Annotated in this window: 7 protein-coding genes; 1 reads left to right on the top strand and 6 read right to left on the bottom strand. The window is 71.7% G+C overall.

The window, feature by feature from the left end; genetic code table 11:
* Positions 1–2: 2 nt before the first annotated feature.
* Positions 3–9686 carry a non-ribosomal peptide synthetase gene (locus WS75_RS22680; protein WP_059683720.1) on the bottom strand — a complete coding sequence of 3228 codons (9684 nt, stop codon included), beginning with the start codon at positions 9684–9686 and terminating at the stop codon, positions 3–5.
* 271 nt (positions 9687–9957) lie between these two features.
* Between WS75_RS22680 and WS75_RS22675 the strand changes: the two genes are divergently transcribed.
* A complete protein-coding gene (locus WS75_RS22675) occupies positions 9958–11703 on the top strand; it encodes a cyclic peptide export ABC transporter (RefSeq protein ID WP_059683340.1) in 1746 nt (581 codons plus the stop codon).
* Positions 11704–11916: 213 nt separating this feature from the next.
* Here WS75_RS22675 and WS75_RS22670 read toward each other — a convergent pair whose 3' ends face one another.
* From WS75_RS22670 to WS75_RS22650, 5 genes are read right to left on the bottom strand one after another with little or no spacing between them, the layout of a single operon-like run.
* A complete protein-coding gene (locus tag WS75_RS22670) occupies positions 11917–12960 on the bottom strand; it encodes an ABC transporter substrate-binding protein (protein WP_059683338.1) in 1044 nt (347 codons plus the stop codon).
* Positions 12957–13757, bottom strand: a complete 801-nt coding sequence (fhuF, locus tag WS75_RS22665; RefSeq protein ID WP_059683336.1) for a siderophore-iron reductase FhuF — start codon at positions 13755–13757, stop codon at positions 12957–12959. Before fhuF ends, WS75_RS22670 begins: the two co-directional genes overlap by 4 nt.
* Positions 13754–15847: a Fe(3+)-hydroxamate ABC transporter permease FhuB gene (gene fhuB / locus WS75_RS22660; protein WP_059683334.1), complete on the bottom strand. Its 2094-nt coding sequence runs from the start codon at positions 15845–15847 to the stop codon at positions 13754–13756. The genes fhuF and fhuB overlap by 4 nt, the downstream gene beginning before the upstream one ends.
* Positions 15844–16695 (bottom strand): ABC transporter ATP-binding protein, encoded by an 852-nt coding sequence (locus WS75_RS22655; protein ID WP_059683332.1) that lies wholly within the window; start codon positions 16693–16695, stop codon positions 15844–15846. The genes fhuB and WS75_RS22655 overlap by 4 nt, the downstream gene beginning before the upstream one ends.
* Complete coding sequence (locus tag WS75_RS22650) at positions 16685–17704, bottom strand: TauD/TfdA family dioxygenase (protein ID WP_059683330.1); 1020 nt, start codon at positions 17702–17704, stop codon at positions 16685–16687. Before WS75_RS22650 ends, WS75_RS22655 begins: the two co-directional genes overlap by 11 nt.
* Between the last annotated feature and the right edge of the window lie 6 nt (positions 17705–17710).

Raw genomic sequence — 17710 nt, 5'->3', positions numbered from 1 at the left:
CCTTATTGGGCTTCCAGTTCGCCGAGCAGCGCATCGATCGTGCTCGCCGCGTCGGTCTCGCCGCGTGCCGCGCAGGCCGCGTCGATCGCGTCCGCGCAGCGTGCGAGCGTGCGGGTGTCGAACAGCGTGCGCAGCGGCAGCGCGAGGCCCCAGTGCAGGTTCGCCTGCGCATGGGCCTGCGTCGCGAGCAGCGAGTGGCCGCCGAGCAGGAAGAAATCGTCGTCTCGGCCGATCGCGTCCACGTGCAGCACGCGCTGCCAGATCGCCGCGAGCGCGCGCTGCGTGTCGGTCGCGAGCTCGACGGCCGCGATCGCCTCGCGCACCGGCGCGGGCAACGCATGGCGGTCGCACTTGCCGTTCGGCGTGACCGGCAGCGCGTCGAGTTCGATCAGCTGCGACGGCACCATGTAAGCCGGCAACTGCGCGCGCAGTGAATCCAGTAACGCGGCACGGTCGAGCGGCCCCGAGTCGCCGCATGCGACATAGCCGATCAGTTGCTCGTCGCGCACGATCACGACCGCGTCGCGCACGCCGGGCGCGGCGCGCAGCAGCGCCTCGATCTCGCCCGGCTCGATCCGCTGGCCGCGCAGCTTCACCTGCATGTCGACGCGGCCGAGGTAGTCGAGCGCGCCGTCGGCGCGACGCCGCGCGAGGTCGCCGGTGCGATACATGCGGGCACCGGGCACGAACGGATCGGGCACGAAACGCTCGGCGGTCAGCCCCGGGCGGCCGAGATAGCCACGCGCGAGGCCCGCGCCCGCCAGATACAGTTCGCCGGTCGCGCCGGCCGGCACGGGCTGCCAGGCCGCGTCGAGCACGTGCAGTTGCAGGTTCGCGATCGGATGGCCGATCGGCACCGCGACGGCGCTGGCGTCGTCGCGGCCGCAGGTCCAGTGCGACACGTCGATCGCGGCTTCCGTGGGCCCGTACAGGTTCACGAGCGTCGCGCTCGGCACGAGGCGCGCGACCTTCGCGACGAGTTCGGGCGCGAGCGCCTCACCGCTCGCGACGATCAGGCGCACGCTGTCGCATTGCGCGGCGGCCGAAAAATCGTCGAGATACGCGGCGAACGCGGCCAGCATCGACGGCACGAAGTGCAGCACCGTCACGCCGTGCGCATGGATCGCGGCCGCGAGACGGGCCGGATCGCGGTGGTCGCCGGGCGCGGCGATCGCGAGCTTCGCGCCGGTCGCGAGCGGCCACACGAATTCCCACACCGACACGTCGAAGCCGAACGGCGTCTTGTGCAGCACGACGTCGTCGCGCGTCAGGCGGTACGCGTGCTGCATCCACGCGATGCGGTTCGCGAGCGCGCCGTGCGTGTTGCCGGCGCCCTTCGGCTTGCCGGTCGAGCCGGACGTATAGATCAGGTACGCGAGCCGTGCGTCGTCGATGTCGGTTGCGACGTCGGCGGCGGCATCGTCCGCTTCGCACGCCCCGTCCGCAAGCAGATCGGCCACCGTCAGCAGTTGCGTCGGTGCTTCGTCGCCGAGCGCGGCCTCGACGCGCTCGCGCAGATGCGCCTGCGTGATCGCGACCGCGGGCCGCGCGTCGCGCAGCAGGTACGCGATGCGCTCGGCCGGATAGTCGGGATCGACCGGCAGGTACGCGGCGCCGGCCTTCAGCACGCCGACGAGCGCCGTCACCATGTCGAACGAACGCTCGACGCACAGCGCAACCGGCGTGTCGGGCCGCACGCCGCGCCTGCGCAATGCGGCGGCCACGCGTGTCGTGTTCAGGTCGAGCTCGCGATAGGTCGCGCGCTGCACGCCACCGTGGACATCCGCGTATTCGAGCGCGATCGCGTCGGGCGTTGCCCGTGCGGCGGCCGCGAATTGCAGATGCAGCGGCTGCCGTTGCGCATCCGGCCACGTCCGCGCGGTGTCCTGCGCGCGCGCCAGTGCGTCGCGCGTCGCGTCGTCGGCGATCGACAGCGTGCCGAGCAGCGCGTCCGGCGTGCGGGCCAGCGCATCGAGCGCACAAGCGAACGCGCGGTGCCAGCGCTCGACCTGCTGCGCGTCGACGCGCGCGGTGTCGTAGCCGTAGTCGATCGTCAGTTCGGCGCCGCTCTCGATCACGAGCGTCAGCGCGAAATCGGTCGACTCGATGCTGCGCACGCCGCTCAGTGCGAGTGCGCGTGGATCGGCGTCGCGCACCGAATCGTCGACGGGATAGTTCTCGAACACGACCAGCGTGTCGAACAGTGCGCCGCCGGCGCCGCGCGCCCAGCGCTGGATGTCGGCGAGCGGCGTATGCGCATGCTCGGCGGCCGCCGCGTTTTCGCGTTGCAGCGCTTGCAGCCAGTCGGCTGCGCGTTGTTGCGGCGCGGGTGCCGTGATGACGGGCAGCGTGTTGATGAAGAGGCCGAGCACAGTGTCGACGTCCGCGAGCGCATCGGGACGGCCCGCGACGGTCGCGCCGAACTCGACGGCCGGCTGGTGCGTCATGCGCTGCAGCGCGAGCGCCCAGGCGCCCTGCACCAGCGTGTTGACGGTCAGCTTCAGCGCACGCGCCGTTTGCGCGACACGCGTCGTCGCCGCCGCGTCGATCGTTGCGCGCCACGTGACCATGTCGGCATCCGCGCGGTCGGCCACGCGCTCGGCGATCAGCGTCGGTGCGTCGAGACGCGCGAGCCGCCCGGTCCAGAAGCGCTCGTCGGCCTCGCGGTCGCGCGTGCCGAGCCACGCGATGAAGTCGCGATAGCGCAGCGCCGGGCGGCGCTCGAACGGCGACACCGCGTCGGGGTCGCGATAGTCGCGCAGCACGTCCCCAAGCAGGCGCGCCGTGCTCCACCCGTCGAGCAGCACGTGGTGGCGCGTCCACACGACGCGCCACGCGTCGTCCGTCACGCGGATCAGCGTGAGCCGCATCAGCGGCGGCTCGCGCCAGTCGAAGCCGCGTTCGCGGTCGGCCGCGAGCCACGCGTCGAAATCGGTGTCCAGCGTGTCGCCACGCGTGCGCCAGTCGAGCTGTTCGACCGGCATCCGTGCATGGCGATGCACGCATTGCAGCGGTGCGGCCTCGTCGGGCATCACGCTGGTGCGCAGGATATCGTGGCGTGCGATGGATGCGGCGAATGCGGCCACGAGCCGGTCGGCATCGAGCGCCGTCGCGGTCGCGACGAGCTGGTTCACGTAGCTTGCATGGCCCGGCGCGAACAGCGCATGGAACAGGATCCCCTGCTGCATCGGCGACAGCGGATACACGTCGTCGATCGTGCGCCAGTCGAGCGGCGCGCGCTCGATCGCGGCCTGCGTGAGGCCGGCGGCCCGCGCGAGCGGGAAGTCGCCCGGCGTCGCACCGCCGCCGCGATGCGCGACGCGCGATGCACATGCGTCGGCGAGTTCGCGCAGCGCGGCGGCAAAGCGATCCGCGAATGCATCGATCGTCGCGCGCTCGAACTGCGGCGTGCCGTATACCCAGTGAACCTTCAGCGTGCGTGCGCCGTCGCGGTCGGTATCGAGGTATGCGTGAATCGCGAGCGTGTTGCCGAGCGGCCCTTGCGGGTCACGCTCGATGCCGGTGCCGCCGAAGCGCGGCACGAGCGTCGCGTCGCGCGGTGCGTCGAACTGGCCGAGATAGTTGAACGTGACGCGGGGACGCGGCACGGCGGCCAGCGCCGCACGCGTCGCCGCGTCGCCGTAGTGCGCGAGCACGCCGAAGCCTAGCCCCTTGTGCGGCACCGCGCGCAGCGTGTCCTTGACCGCGCACAGCGTGTCGCGCGCGGTGGCTTCGACCGGCAGCGTGACCGGATAGTGGCTCGTCAGCCAGCCGATCGTGCGACTCGCGTCCGCATCGTCGAACAGCGCCTCGCGGCCGTGCCCCTCGAATTCGACGCGGCACGACGCGGCGCCGCGGGCACCGGCCAGCGCCAGTGCGAGCGCCGCCCCCAGCAGGTCGATCGTCTGCGTGCGATACGCCGCGTGCGCGTCGGTCAGCGCGGCGCGGGTCAGCGCCGCATCGATCGTCTGCACGACGACGGCTGCGTCGGCGTTCGTCGCCGGTGCGTCGGGATGATCGGGCACGAGGTCGTCGCCCTGCGCCATGCCGGCCCAGTAAGCCGTTTCAGCGGCGAACGGCGATGCCGGTTCCGTCGCGGCACGCGCGAGGCGTGCGGCCCAGGCATCCGCACGCAAGCCCGGCGGCGACAGGCGGACCGGCGTGCGTTCGCATGCGGCGCGATACGCGGCGCCCAGGTCGTCGAGCAGGATGCGCCACGACACGCCGTCGACGATCGCGTGATGAATCGCCAGATACAGCTGCGTCGCGCCGTCCGGCAGGCGCGCCGCACAGGCGCACGCGAGCGGCCCGCGGCCGAGATCGAGGCGGCGCTGCAACGCGTCGAAGCGCGCCAGCGCGTCGGCTTCGTCTTGCGCGGCGACCTCGACGAACGGGAGTGCGTCGTACGGTTTCGCTGCATCGCTCGCGTGCCAGTGGCCATCCGTGCCCTGTGCAAAGCGCTGGCGGAAGGCGTCGTGATGCGTGAGCAGCGTGTCGAACGCGCGCGCGAATGCATCAGCGTCGAACGGATCGCGCATGTCGAACGCGACCGACTGGTTCCAGTGGCCCGGATGCGGCACGTCGAGCGCGAAGAAGCGCTGCTGTGCGGGCGTCAGGATCGTCGCCGCGGCAGCCGCTGCGACCTGAGCCGGCGCGGACGATATCGTTGCTGGCGGTGCAGCGGCGACGTCCTCGGTTTTCGCGATCCGCGCGAGTTCGGCGACCGTCGGGCCGTCGAACAGCTGCTTCGGCGTGAAGCGCACGCCGCGCTTGCGGGCGCGTGCGATCACCTGCAGCACCAGAATCGAATCGCCGCCGAGCTCGAAGAAGTTGTCGTCGCGGCCGACGTGCGGCACCTTCAGCACCGCCTGCCAGACTTCGGCGAGCGCCGTTTCGACCGGGCCCTGCGGCGCGGCGCCGGCGGCAACCGCCACCGGCGCGGCGGCCAGTTCGCGCAGCGCCGCGCGATCGATCTTGCCGTTCGCGGTCACCGGCAGGCGCGCGAGCGCGACGAACTGCGCGGGCACCATGTAGTCGGGCAGCGTCGCGCCGAGTGCCGCGCGCATGGCGGCCTCGTCGAATGCCGCGCCGTCGCGCATCACGACGAACGTCGCGAGCCGCAGGCGGCCGTCGTGCTCGATCGCGAGCGTCTCGGCCTGCGCGACCGGGCCGGCCGCGCGTACCGCCGCACTCACCTCGCCCGGTTCGACGCGATAGCCGCGAATCTTCACCTGGTCGTCGATGCGGCCGAGGAATGCGAGACGGCAGTCCGCGCGCAGGCGCACGCGGTCGCCGGTGCGATACAGGCGCGCACCGGGCGTGAACGGGTCGGGCACGAAGCGCTCGGCGGTCTGCGCCGGCCGGTTCAGGTAGCCGCGCGCCACGCCCGGCCCGCCCAGATGCAGCTCGCCCGTTGCGCCGACCGGCACGCACGCGCCGAACGCGTCAAGCACCAGCGCGCGCGCATTCGGCAGCGGCCGGCCGAGCGGCACGCCGCTCGCGGGATCGCGCGCATCGGCGCCGATCGACGCGGTGTCGCACGCGATCGCGCCGACGGTCGCTTCGGTCGGCCCGTAATGGTTGATCACGCGGCAGGCCGGTGCGAGCGCGGCCAGGCGTGCGACGAGTGCCCACGTCAGCGTTTCGCCGCCGGTCACGAGTGCGTGGCGCGGCAGCACGTCGGCCGGCACGCGCGCATCGAGCAGCGCCTGCAGATGGCTCGGCACGATCTTCAGCACGCCGACGTCGCGGCGGCGCATCTCGTCCGCGAACAGGTCCGGGTCAAACGCGCATGCGGCGGGCAGCAGGTGCAACGTGCGGCCCGCGCACAACGCGCCGAACAGCGTCGTGTGGCCGAGGTCGGCGGCGACGGTCGACACCATCGCGAACGACGCGTCCGGTGCGAACGCGAACTCGTCGAGCATCCCCTGCACGTAATCGGCCAGCGCGCCGTGCGACACGACGACGCCCTTCGGCGTGCCGGTCGAACCCGACGTGTAGATCAGATAGGCGCCCTGCTCGGGATGCGGCGCGACGCGTACGTCGGCCGCATGCGCGAGCGTCGCGTCGTGCGCGAGTGTGTCGACGTCGAGCGGCTGTGCTGCGCTGCCGGCGGGCCACACGGCCACATCCCGGCGCTGCGCGACGAGGGCCCAGCGCGCGCCGCAATCGGCGGCTGCGGCCGCGACGCGTGCGGCCGGCTGGGCCGGGTCGAGCAGCACGGCCAGCGCGCCCGCCTTCAGTGCGCCGAGCAGGCCGACGACGAAGCGGGCCGAGCGCTCGATGCAGACGATGACGGGTGCTTCGGCCGCCGCGCCGCGCAACTTCAGCGCATGCGCGATGCGGTTCGACGCATCGTCGAGTTCGGCGAACGTCAGCGACGCCGACGCATCGACGAGCGCGACGCGATGCGGATACGCGGCAGCCTGCCGCGCGAAGGCGGCGACGATGTCGGCGTGTTCGACGTTCAGCGCACGGCCATCGCGCGGCAGGCGCGACGCCGGAGAGGCATCGCACGGCAGCGCGGCCGTCGCACGGTGCGGTTCATGTGCGGCGCACGCGACGAGCGCCGCGTAGCTGTCGAGCCACGCGCGCGCGGTGTCGGCGTCGATGCAGTCGGTTGCGTAGGCGGCGACCAGTTCGATTCCGTGCGCGTCGTCGGTGAAATCCAGTGCGAAGTCGAAGCGCGCGGCGAGATCGGGCCCCGGCGTCGCAACCGCGGTCGCGCCCGGCAGCACGCTGTCGTGCCGTGCATCGAACTGCTGCGCGAACTTCACGCGCAGCCATTCGTCGCCGCGCTTGACCGGCGGCTTCACCGCATCGACGACGCGCTCGAACGGCACGTCCTGGTGCGCGACCGCATCGAGCGCCGCCGTGCGTGCCGCGTCGACCAGCGCACGGAACGGCTGCGTCGGCGCCACCCGCACACGCAGCGCGACCGTATTCAGGAACAGCCCGAGCAGCGCGCGCGTTTCCGGGCGCTGGCGATGCGCAACCGGCACCGCGACGACCACGTCGGTCTCGCCCGTCAGGCGCGACAGCCATGCGTCGAGTGCGGCCAGCAGCACCGTGAAGACCGTGGCCTGCGCGTCGCGCGCGAGACGCCGGACGTCGGCAGCGACCGCGTCGGGCAGACGGAGCGATACGCGTGCGCCCTGCAGCGTGCGCGTCGCACCGGGCTGGCGGTCGACCGGCAGCGCAAGCGGGCCCGGCACGTCGCGCAATGCACCGCGCCAGTAGTCGAGCTGACGCTCGCCTTCGCCGCCGGCAAGCATGTCGCGCTGCCAGTCCGCATAGTCGGCGTACTGGATCGGCAGTGCCGGCAACGACGGTTCGCGACCTTGCGCATACGCGCGGTACGCGGCCGACAGCTCGTCGAATGCGCAGCGCGAGCTCCAGCCGTCGGTGATCGCATGGTGCGCGGTCAGGAGCAGCCGGTGGCGATCGTCGGCGAGCGCGACGAGCGTCGCGCGCAGCAGCGGTCCGTTCGACAGATCGAACGGCATGCCTGCGTCGCGCTCGGCGATGCGCGCGGCTTGCGCGTCGCGTGCGGCCAGCGGTTGACCGCGCAGGTCGAGCGTCTCGATCGTAACGGGCAGATGCGCATGGATGCGCTGCATCACGATGCCGTCGTCGTTGTCGACGAGCGTCGTGCGCCATGCGTCGTGCCGCTCGATCACGTGATCGAGCGCGCGCTGCAGTGCGGCGTGGTCGAGCGCGCCGTCGATCGTCCAGTGCGCGGCGATGTGATACGCGGCGCTCGCGTCGCGCGTTTGCGCGAGCACCCAGAAGCGCTGCTGGGCGAGCGATGCGGCGCGATCGACGTACGGAGCGCCCGATGCAGCGGCATCGGCCGGCGCGCGGCGTGTGGCAATCGCGGCCAGCGGCTCGCCCGTTTCGCGTTCCGCGCGATCGACGTGCGCGGCCAGCGCGGCCAGCGCCGGATCGGCGAACAGCGTGTCGAGCCGCAGGTTCACGCGCAACGCGGCGCGGATCGCGGCCTGCAGTTGCATCGCGGCGAGCGAATCGGCGCCCAGCATGAAGAAACGGTCGTCGCGCGACGGCGTCGCGTCGAGGCCGAGCAGCGTTTGCCAGAGGCTGGCGATCTGCTGCTCCGTCGGCGTGCGCGGCCCGTCGCCTGCGGGTTGTTCGGTGTCGCGGAGGCCGGCGATGCGCTCGCGTAGCGCGGCACGGTCGATCTTGCCGTTCAGCGTATATGGCAGTGCGTCGCAGCGCACGAAACGGTGCGGCTGCCACGCGGCGGGCAACAGCGCGCCCACGTGCGCCTTCAGCGCCGCATCGTCGGCGGCCGCGCGCAGCGCGACGCACGCGATCAGCCGCGTCGGCCCGTTGCCGGTTTCGGCGATCACGGCCGCGTCGGCCACCGCCGGATGCGTGCGCAGGCACGCGGCGATTTCCGCGGGCTCCACTCGCACGCCGCGCACCTGGACCTGATCATCGAGGCGGCCGAGATAATCGAACGCGCCGTCGGCGCGCTGGCGTGCGAGGTCGCCGGTTCGGTACACGCGGGCACCGGGTTCGCCGTGCGTATCGGGAATGAAGCGTTCGGCCGTCAGTGCCGGGCGGCCGTGATAGCCGCGCGCGAGGCATACGCCGCCGAGCAGCAGTTCGCCGCCCTCGTCGGACTGGTCGCCATCAATGCGCGCGACGCGCGGGCCGATCGCGCGACCGATCGGCAGCGATGCATACGCATCGTCATCGGCCAGCACCGGCATTTCGCCCGGCTCGACCGGCCACAGCATCGGGGAGATCACGGCCTCGGTCGGCCCGTAGCCGTTGATCAGGCGAACCGACGGGAACGTGCGGCGCACGAATTCGAATGCCTGTTGCGGCAGCGCTTCGCCGCCGAACGCGAGCACGCGCAACGCCGGCGGCACGCCGTCGCGCGCAGCGACGGCCGCGAATTCGCGCAGATACGCGGGCGGAAACGCGGCGACGCTGACGGATTCACTCACCATCAGCGCATGGGCGGCGTCCGGAGTGAACGGCTGCGGCGGCGCAATCGTCACGCTTGCGCCGACCGCGAGCGGTGCGAGCCAGCATTCGTGCGCGGCATCGAAATTGACTGACGCGAAATGCAGCAGGCGGTCGCCGCCCTCGATCGGCAGCGCGGCCGCGAGCGCGTCGCAATGCGCGGCAAGCGGCCCGTGCTCGACGACCACTGCCTTGGGCGTGCCGGTCGAGCCCGACGTGTAAATCATGTAGGCCGCCGAGCGCGGATGCACCGGCACGTCCTCGTCGTCGACGAAGGCGGCGGCCCCTGCATCCGCGGACATCGCGTCGAACGCGTGTTCGAACGGCGCGCCGAGCGCCGCGCGGCCAGCCGCGTCGACGATCCCGTGGCGCAGTTGCGCATCGCGGACGATCCAGTCCAGACGCGCGGCCGGATGACGCGGATCGAGCGGCACGAATACGCCGCCCGCTTTCAGCACGGCAAGCAGCGCGACGAACAGCTCGCACGAGCGTTCGACGCAGACGCCCACCCGCACTTCCGCGCCGACACCGGCCGCGCGCAACTGGCGGGCAAGGTGCGACGCACGCGCGTCGAGCGCGCCGCGCGACAGGCGCAGGTCGTTCTGGAAAGGCGCGGCGAGCGCGGGTGCGTCGGGCGCGCGGCGCGCCAGTTCGCGAATTCGGTGATGCAACGCAGTCGGGAAACTCGTCATGTGCGTGAAGTCCTTCGGTCCGGCCGCTTCGGCCAAGTCTCGGGGCCGCAAGGGGCGGCTTCACTGGTGTGACGAATGGCGCGACCGATTTTTTACCGTTTTGCGCGCAAAGCCGGAGCGGATGCGTTTTTTGAAGGCACGGCTAAATATTTGCGCGCCCCGTTCGTCTATCAGGGAGGAAAGCCGCGACTGGCCCGTCCCGCGCGCTGCTTTCGCACCAGTCCTGCCGTTTCCGCAGGATTTGCCTGCCCTTCATTTACCGACGTTGCCGATGACCGCCGCCCACGAGCCTTCTTCCCCGCCGTCCCTCGACGCCTCCCCCGGCCGCCCCGCGGCCCGCCTGATCCTCGCGCTGCTGCGCGAAAGCCGCGCATCGCTCGCGCTGGCGCTCGTCGCATGCGTGCTCAATGGCGTCGCGAGCGTGCTGCTCGTCGCGACGCTGAACCGCGCGCTCTCGACGCCCGGCGCGGCCGACGTGTCGCTCGCGTGGCGCTTCGCGCTGTGCGCGGTGATCGCGCTCGTCACGCGCATCGTGTCGGGCACGCTGTTCGCCCGGCTGTCGCAGGACACGATGGCGCGGCTGCGCGTGCATCTCGCGCGGCGCGTCGGCGCGGCCGAGCTGCGCGACATCGAGCGGATCGGCGCGGCGCCCGTGCAGTCGGTGCTGACCGACGACGCGACCAACGTGTCGATGCTGTTCTTCGCGCTGCCGAACCTGGTGATGCACGGCTCGATCGTGTTCGGTTGCCTCGGCTATCTCGCGTGGCTGTCATGGCCCGTGTGCCTGCTCGCGCTGACCGCGATCGTCGCGGGCTCGCTCGGCTATCACACCGGCGATCGCCGCGCGATCGCGTCGCTCGAGGCGGCCGGCCAGGCGCAGGATCGCCTGTTCGGCTATCTCGGCTCGCTGTTCTCCGGCGCGAAGGAGCTGAAGCTGCACGACGCGCGCGCGCGCCAGTTCGTCGACGGCCAGCTCGGCGCGGCGATCGGCGAAGTGCGCGACCATCGCCGCCGCGCGTTCAGCGCGTATGCGGTCGGCGTCGGCTGGATCATCTTCCTGTTCTACGTGTTCCTCGGCGCGGCCGCGTTCTGGCCGCAGCTGGGCGTGCATGCCGATGCAGGTACGGCGGCCGGCTACGTCGTCGTGTTCCTGTTCATGCTGGTGCCGCTCGACGGACTGCTGAACAACCTGCCGACCGTCAATGCGGCGCGCGTGTCGCTCGGGCGCATCGAAAGCGTGATGGCCGAATTCGGTGCGCTGCGCACGGTGCCGCCCGCCAGCGACGCCCCCGACGTGCCGCCCGCCGGCGCCATCACGCTGCGCGGCGTCACGCACGCGTATTTCCACGAGCGTGACGAACGGATGTTCCGGATCGGACCGATCGACCTGACGATCCGGCCGGGTGAGCTCGTGTTCATCGTCGGCGGCAACGGCAGCGGCAAGACGACGCTCGCGAAGGTGCTGACGGGGCTCTACGAGCCGGAGGAAGGCGCGATCGAGGTCGACGGCCGGACGATCGGCTGGCGCGAGCGTGCTGCGTACCGGCAACGCTTCAGCGCGGTGTTCAACGACTTCCATCTGTTCGATGCGCTGCTCGGCATCGTCGATCCCGACGATCCGGCGCGTGCGCAGGCCGATGCGCGCGCGAATGCGCTGGTCGCGAAGCTCGCGCTCGATCACAAGGTGAAGGTCGTCGACGGCGCGTTCTCGAACCGCGCGCTGTCGACCGGGCAGCGCAAGCGGCTCGCGCTCGTCGTCGCGTATCTGGAGGACCGGCCGTTCTACCTGTTCGACGAATGGGCGGCCGACCAGGATCCGTCGTTCAAGGCGGTGTTCTACGAGCAACTGCTGCCCGAACTGCGCGCGCGCGGCAAGGCCGTGATCGTGATCACGCACGACGACCGCTATTTCGATCTCGCCGATCGGCTGCTGAAGCTCGACAACGGGCAGATCGTCAGCGACACGACGCCCGCGCGGTCACGCGCACGGGACGGTGCCGATGCGCTCAGCGCGTGAGCACGCGTGAACACTGGCCGCCTGCACGCGTCGATTGCGGCGCGCAGGCGGCCGGTGTTCGGCTCGGCGGAGCGGAATGGACTGGAAAAGCAGAAAGAAAAAATCGTTCGGCGTACTGACGTAAAGGTGACGCCATCGGGACGCTGCGACACGCGAACAACTACGTGGCTCTCGGCCACGCGCGCCCCCTGCCCGCCACGACGATTCGCTCGCTCAGCGCACGGCCGGCAGCTTCAGCATCGTATCGGTCATCACGTCGGCCAGCTTCAGCGCCGACATCGGCCCGCCGAACCCCCAGATGTTCCGTTCGACGAGCGCGATCCTGCGTTCGCGCAGCGCGGGCACGAAACGCCACACCGGCGAGTCGAGCTTCGACGACAGCGGCACATCCATCCCCGTCGCGGTGACGAACAGCACGGCGAGATCGCGTTGCCGGAGCAGATCGGCGGATGTCACGTAAAGCGTGCCTTCGCGCGTCGGCTTCTTCGGCCACGGGTCGAGCCCGAGCGCGCGCGCGAGGCCCGCCGACGTGCTGTTGCCGGTATACGCCCAGTAGCGGTCGGGCAGCCCGAGATCCTGCAGCAGTGCGATGCGATCGCCGCCACGGCCCGCTGCCTTGACCCGCGATGCATTGCGCGCGATCCCCGCGTCGAGTCGTGCTTCGACCGCCTTGGCGCGCGCGTCGCGTCCGGTCACGGTACCAATCGTCCGGAAGATCCGGCGCATCCAGTCGAGCTGCGTGACGGGCACGCCGCCTTCCGACACGTTCGGGCTGAACTGGAACAGGATCGTCGGCGCGATCCGGTCGAGCGCGGCGAAGATCGGCGCATGCCGGAAGCCGACGCCGAGGATGAGGTCGGGCTTCACGGCGGCGATCGCCTCGAGCCCCGGCTCCTGACGCGAGCCAATGTCCGTCACATGCGCGAGCCGGTCGCTCTCGTAGCCGAGCCAGCCCGGATAGAACGCGGTATCGGCCATGCCGACCGGCACGATGTCGAGCGCGATCACGCTTTCCGCGAACATGAAGTCGAGCGCGACCACACGTTGCGGCTGCACCGGCATCGTCGCGCTCGCCTGCGATACGACGGGGTTGCCGGCGAGCAAGCGACCCGATGGCGAAGGCGTGCTGCCCTGCCCGCCGCGCGCGTCCTTCGCGACCACAGCGGCCGGCGCCGCATGCGCGCCGCAGCACGCGGCGCCGAATGCGGCCAGTGTGGCAAGCGCATGGCGGCGGCCGGCATGCGGTGCCGGCGTCACCGGATCGCATCCTGCTCGGCCAGCGCCGCGTCGTCCATCGTCAATAGCAGGGGGCAGCTTCCACACAGTTGCGTTTCTCCAGGAATTTCATAGCGCAGGCAGCACACGCGGCGCGCGCGAAATGGCGTCGGCAGCAGCGGCGAGCGCGGCACGGCGTCGCGTACCGGCAGGCGCAGAGGATTCGGCTCACCTTCGACGCAGGACGCGCCGAACAGCCAGTCGGCATCGCGAGCGGGATCGGCCGAGCACGGCAGCGAACGGCACGTGTCGAACAGATAGTCGAGCAGGTTGCCCGCGTTGCTCCACAGCACGCGCGGCGTGACGCGGCCCATCGCCGCGAGCAGGCCGATCACCGCGCCGAGATGCGCGACGAGCCCCGCATAGCGCGGCGCGGGCGCGATGCACGGCGCGCCGAGCGCGTCCGGCGCGAAATACAGCGCGGCCGGCATCCCGTCGTCGAGCGCGACGAACGTGCGGTCCGGCGTCATGTCGAGCGGCCGGCCGAGCGTCAGCGCGGCAACCACGCCGGCCGGCGCCGCGCGGCCGAAGTAGTACTTGCTCCATTGCGACATCAGCGCGCGCGCATGCAGCGCCGGATCGCCGCCGTAGTGGCGGACCATCGCATCGAGCAGCGCATCGCGATGATCGGGCAGCGCGGCTACCGGCACGATGATCCGGCCCGGCGCGTGCGCGTCGTCGGGCATCCCGAGCCACACCGCGTCGAGATACCCGGTGAACGGTTCGGGCGCGAACGCGGAGAAGCACGTGGCGCGTGCACCGTCGAGCGCTGGTGTCATCGCCCCGCGCGCCGCGCGCGGCGCCCCTCGAGGATCAGCAGCCCGAGCAGATACGGCGCACCGATCAGCGCGGTCAGCACGCCGGCGGGCACTTCGCGCGGCGCGACGACCGTGCGGGCGGCCAGGTCGGCACACCCGAGGATCAGCGCGCCGCATGCGGCCGCGAGCCACAGCCGCGTGCGGTGCCGGCGCGCGCCGAGCATCGTCGCGACGTGCGGCGCCATCAGTCCGATGAAGCCGACCGGCCCGATCGCCGCGACGGCCGCGCAGGCGGCGAGCGTCGCGATCGTCAGCGCGAGCGGCCGCAGCACGGCGACCGGCAGGCCGAGCGCGGCCGCCTGGTCGTCGCCGAGCGCGAGCATGTCGAGCGGCCGCGCAAGCCACGCGAACACGGGGACCGCAAGCACGCACCACGGTAGCAGCATCGACACCTCGCCCCAGCCGCGGCCGTAGGTGCCGCCGACGAGCCACACGACGAAGCGCGCGGGCTGCACGCTTTCCTGCGTGATCAGCCATTGCGCGAGCGTGGTCCACAACGCACCGATCACGATGCCGGTCAGCGCGACCGCGAGCGGCGCGTAACGGTGCCGGTGATTCAGCGCGAGCGTGATCGCGAGCGACAGCGCACCGCCGATCAACGCGGCCACGGCGAGCGTCACGTGCCCCATCAGCGGCCACGTCGACAACGCGAACAGCGTGACGAGCCCCGCGCCCTGCGTGACGCCGAGCACTTCGGGGCCGGCGAGCGGGTTGCGCACGACGCTCTGCATCGCGACACCGCTCACGGCCAGCAGCGCACCCGCGAGGAGCGCGCACAGCAGCCGCGGCATGCGCAGGTCGATCAGCATTCGGGCGACGGCATCGTGACCCGACAGCGCGGCCGACCAGCGTGCCGGCGACAGCCATTCGGGGCCGGCCGACACGCCGGCGAATACGACGAGCACGCCGGCCGCGACGAACAACGCGGTGCGCAGCGGCCAGCCGAGCCGCTCGAGCCACGCGACCACCCGCGTCGACCCGCTGCCGGCCGCGCGTTCGGCTTGCGCATGCAGCACGCCCGACCAAGCAGCGCCGCGCCGGATCATCGCGAGCATCAGCGGCGTGCCGACGAGCGCGATCGCGACGCCGGTCGACAGCGTCGCGTCGAGGCCCGACGCGAGCACCGCACTGTCGGTGACGAGCACGAGCGCGCCACCCGCAAGCGCCGACAGCGGTACCAGCACGCCGAGTCGTGCCGCGCGTGCGCCGCGCACCTGGCGCACCAGGTTCGGCGCGACGAGCCCGACGTACGACAGCGGGCCCGCGATGCTGACGGCCACGCTCGTGAACGCGACCGCGACGATCGTCGCCGCGAGCCGCGCCCCGTCGACGCGCACGCCGGCCGCGGCCGCCGCCTCGTCGCCGAGCGCGAGCGGATTCAGCGGCCGGATCACGAACGGCAGCGCCAGCAACGGCACGACGAGCCAGCGCGCGGCAAGCGCGAGCCCGGTCGCGCCGGGTTGATAGAGACTGCCGTTGGCCCACAGCGCCGCGCCCGCGATGTTCTGCTCGAAGAATGCGAGCACGAGCGTCGACAGTGCCGCGAACAGCAGCATGCACACACTGCCCGCGAGCACGAGCCGCAGCGGCGTCGCGCGCCAGCCGCCGGCCGCGACGATCGCGCACGCGGCGGCGACCAGCCCGCAGACGAACAGCAGCGGCACCGACGCGACATCGGCGAGCGCCGGCACCAGCATCGCCGCGAGCAGGCCGAGCTGGGCGCCGCCCGTCACGCCGAGCAGGTCGGGCGATGCGAGCGGGTTGCGCGTGAGCGACTGGAACAGCGCGCCCGCGATGCCGAGGCAGCCGCCCGCGACGAGCGCGGCCGCGACACGCGGCAGGTTGAGGTCGAACAGGAACACGCCCGCGAGCGCGGCAGCGTCGCTGCCCGGCATCGCGTTCCACCATACGCGGAGGTCGGGGGCGATGCGCAGCACCGCCAGCACCGCGATCAGCACGACGAGGCTGAGTGCGAGCGCGCCGGCACGGCGGCCGGATGACGCGCCCTGCCCGCTCGCCGCGAGCCGCTTGCGCATCGCGAACGTCGTCATACGGCGATATCCCGGTGAACGGCGCGATCGAACCCGTCCGCCGTGCAGGATGCCTGCTGCCCGTATGCCGGCACGCACATCGGCGCGCCCGTCTGCGGATGCGCGAGCTTCAGCATGTCGACGCCGAACGCCGCGCGCAGCCGCGCCGGTTCCAGCATCGCGTCGGGCGATCCCTGCGCGACGAGGCGGCCGGCACGCATCAGCACGATGTCGTCGCTGAACGCGGCTGCCTGGTTCAGGTCATGCAGGACCCACACGATCGTCAGCCCGCGCGCACGGTTCAGTGCGCGCAGCGCGTCGAGGATGTCGAGCTGGTGATGGATGTCGAGATAGGTCGTCGGCTCGTCGAGCAGCACGATCGACGCCTGCTGCGCGAGCGCCATCGCGATCCACGCGCGCTGCCGCTCGCCGCCCGACAGCGCGCCGACGTCACGCCCGGCGTCGCCGGCGAGGCCGCTCGTCTCGAGCGCCTCGTCGATCGCCGCATGGTCGGCGCGCGACAGCCCGCGCAGGAAACCGCCATACGCGTAGCGGCCGTACGCGACCAGCTCGCGCACGGTCAGCCCCGACGGAATCTGGTTGAACTGCGCGAGCATCGTGAGCTCGCGCGCGAGCGCGCGACGGCGAAACGACGCGAGCGGCTTGCCGTTCACGTCGATGCGGCCCGCACGCGCCGGCTGCAGGCCCGCGAGCGTGCGCAGCAGCGTGCTCTTGCCGCAGCCGTTCGGGCCGCACAGTGCGGTCACGCGGCCGGCCGCGATCGACAGGTCCAGCCCGTCGATCACGACATGGTCGCGATAACCCACCGTCAATCCGCGCGCGGCCAGCGCGGCGGGACTACGCGTCATCGGTCCTCCGTTCGGCCGCGCGCGGAACCGTATAACTTTGCGCCATCGCGACGACCACCTTGCGCGGCCCTTCGAACGGGTCGCGGGCGTGCGCGGTCAGCATGTTGTCGAGCATCAGCACGTCTCCCGTCCGCCACGGGAACACGATGCGCTGGCGATCGAGCACGCCGCGGATTTCCGCGAGCGCGTCGGCCTCGAGTGGCTCGCCGTCGCCGTAATACACGTTGCGCGGCACGTTCTCGAGCCCGACCGCGTCGACGAGCGCTTCCTGCATGTCGTCGTCGAGCGCCGACAGGTGAAACAGGTTCGCCTGGTTGAACCACACGCGCTCGCCCGTGCGCGGATGGCGCGCAACGGCCTGGCAACGTTCGCGGGTGCGCAGTAGCAGTTCGCCGTCGTCGTCCGTTCGCCATGCGCATTCGATCCCGCGCGCCGCGCACATCCGCTCGACCTCGGCCGGCTCGTCCGTGCCGAACGACTGCTGCCACGGCAGGTCGAGCCCCTGGCCGAAGTTGCGCACGTACAGCAGCTCGCGCTGCTCGAAGCGCGCGACCAGCGCCGGATCGAGCGCGCAATAGACGGCGCGGCTGTCCGCGATCGGCGTCGCACCGCCTTTCGGCGCCGCAAGCGCGCAATGGAACCAGATCCGCAGCGGCCATTCGCGCGTGTACGACTGCTCGTTGTGCAGCGGAATCGCGCGATGCGGCGGGTATTCGGTCGACGTGTAGACGGCGCCTTCGATCTGGCTGCGCGGCGTCGACGCGTATTCATAGCCGATCAGCGGATCGCCGAACGACGCCGCGAACTGCTGGAACGCGTCGATCGACGGCACGTGAAAGCCCGTGAACAGCACACCGCCCGCCCGTTCGAGCGTGTCGGCCGCGATCGCATGCGCGAGCGGCGCGATCTCGTCGATCGACATGCCGTCGGCGCCGCGCGGCGACACGACGGTGGGCAGCCCCGGCTCGATACGCAGGTCGTCGAGCGTCGGCAACGAAAGCAGGGTCATGCAACG

The organism is Burkholderia sp. FL-7-2-10-S1-D7 (genome assembly GCF_001524185.1).
Classification (GTDB): Bacteria; Pseudomonadota; Gammaproteobacteria; order Burkholderiales; family Burkholderiaceae; genus Burkholderia; species Burkholderia diffusa.
This window is presented reverse-complemented; position numbering and strand designations above follow the sequence as displayed.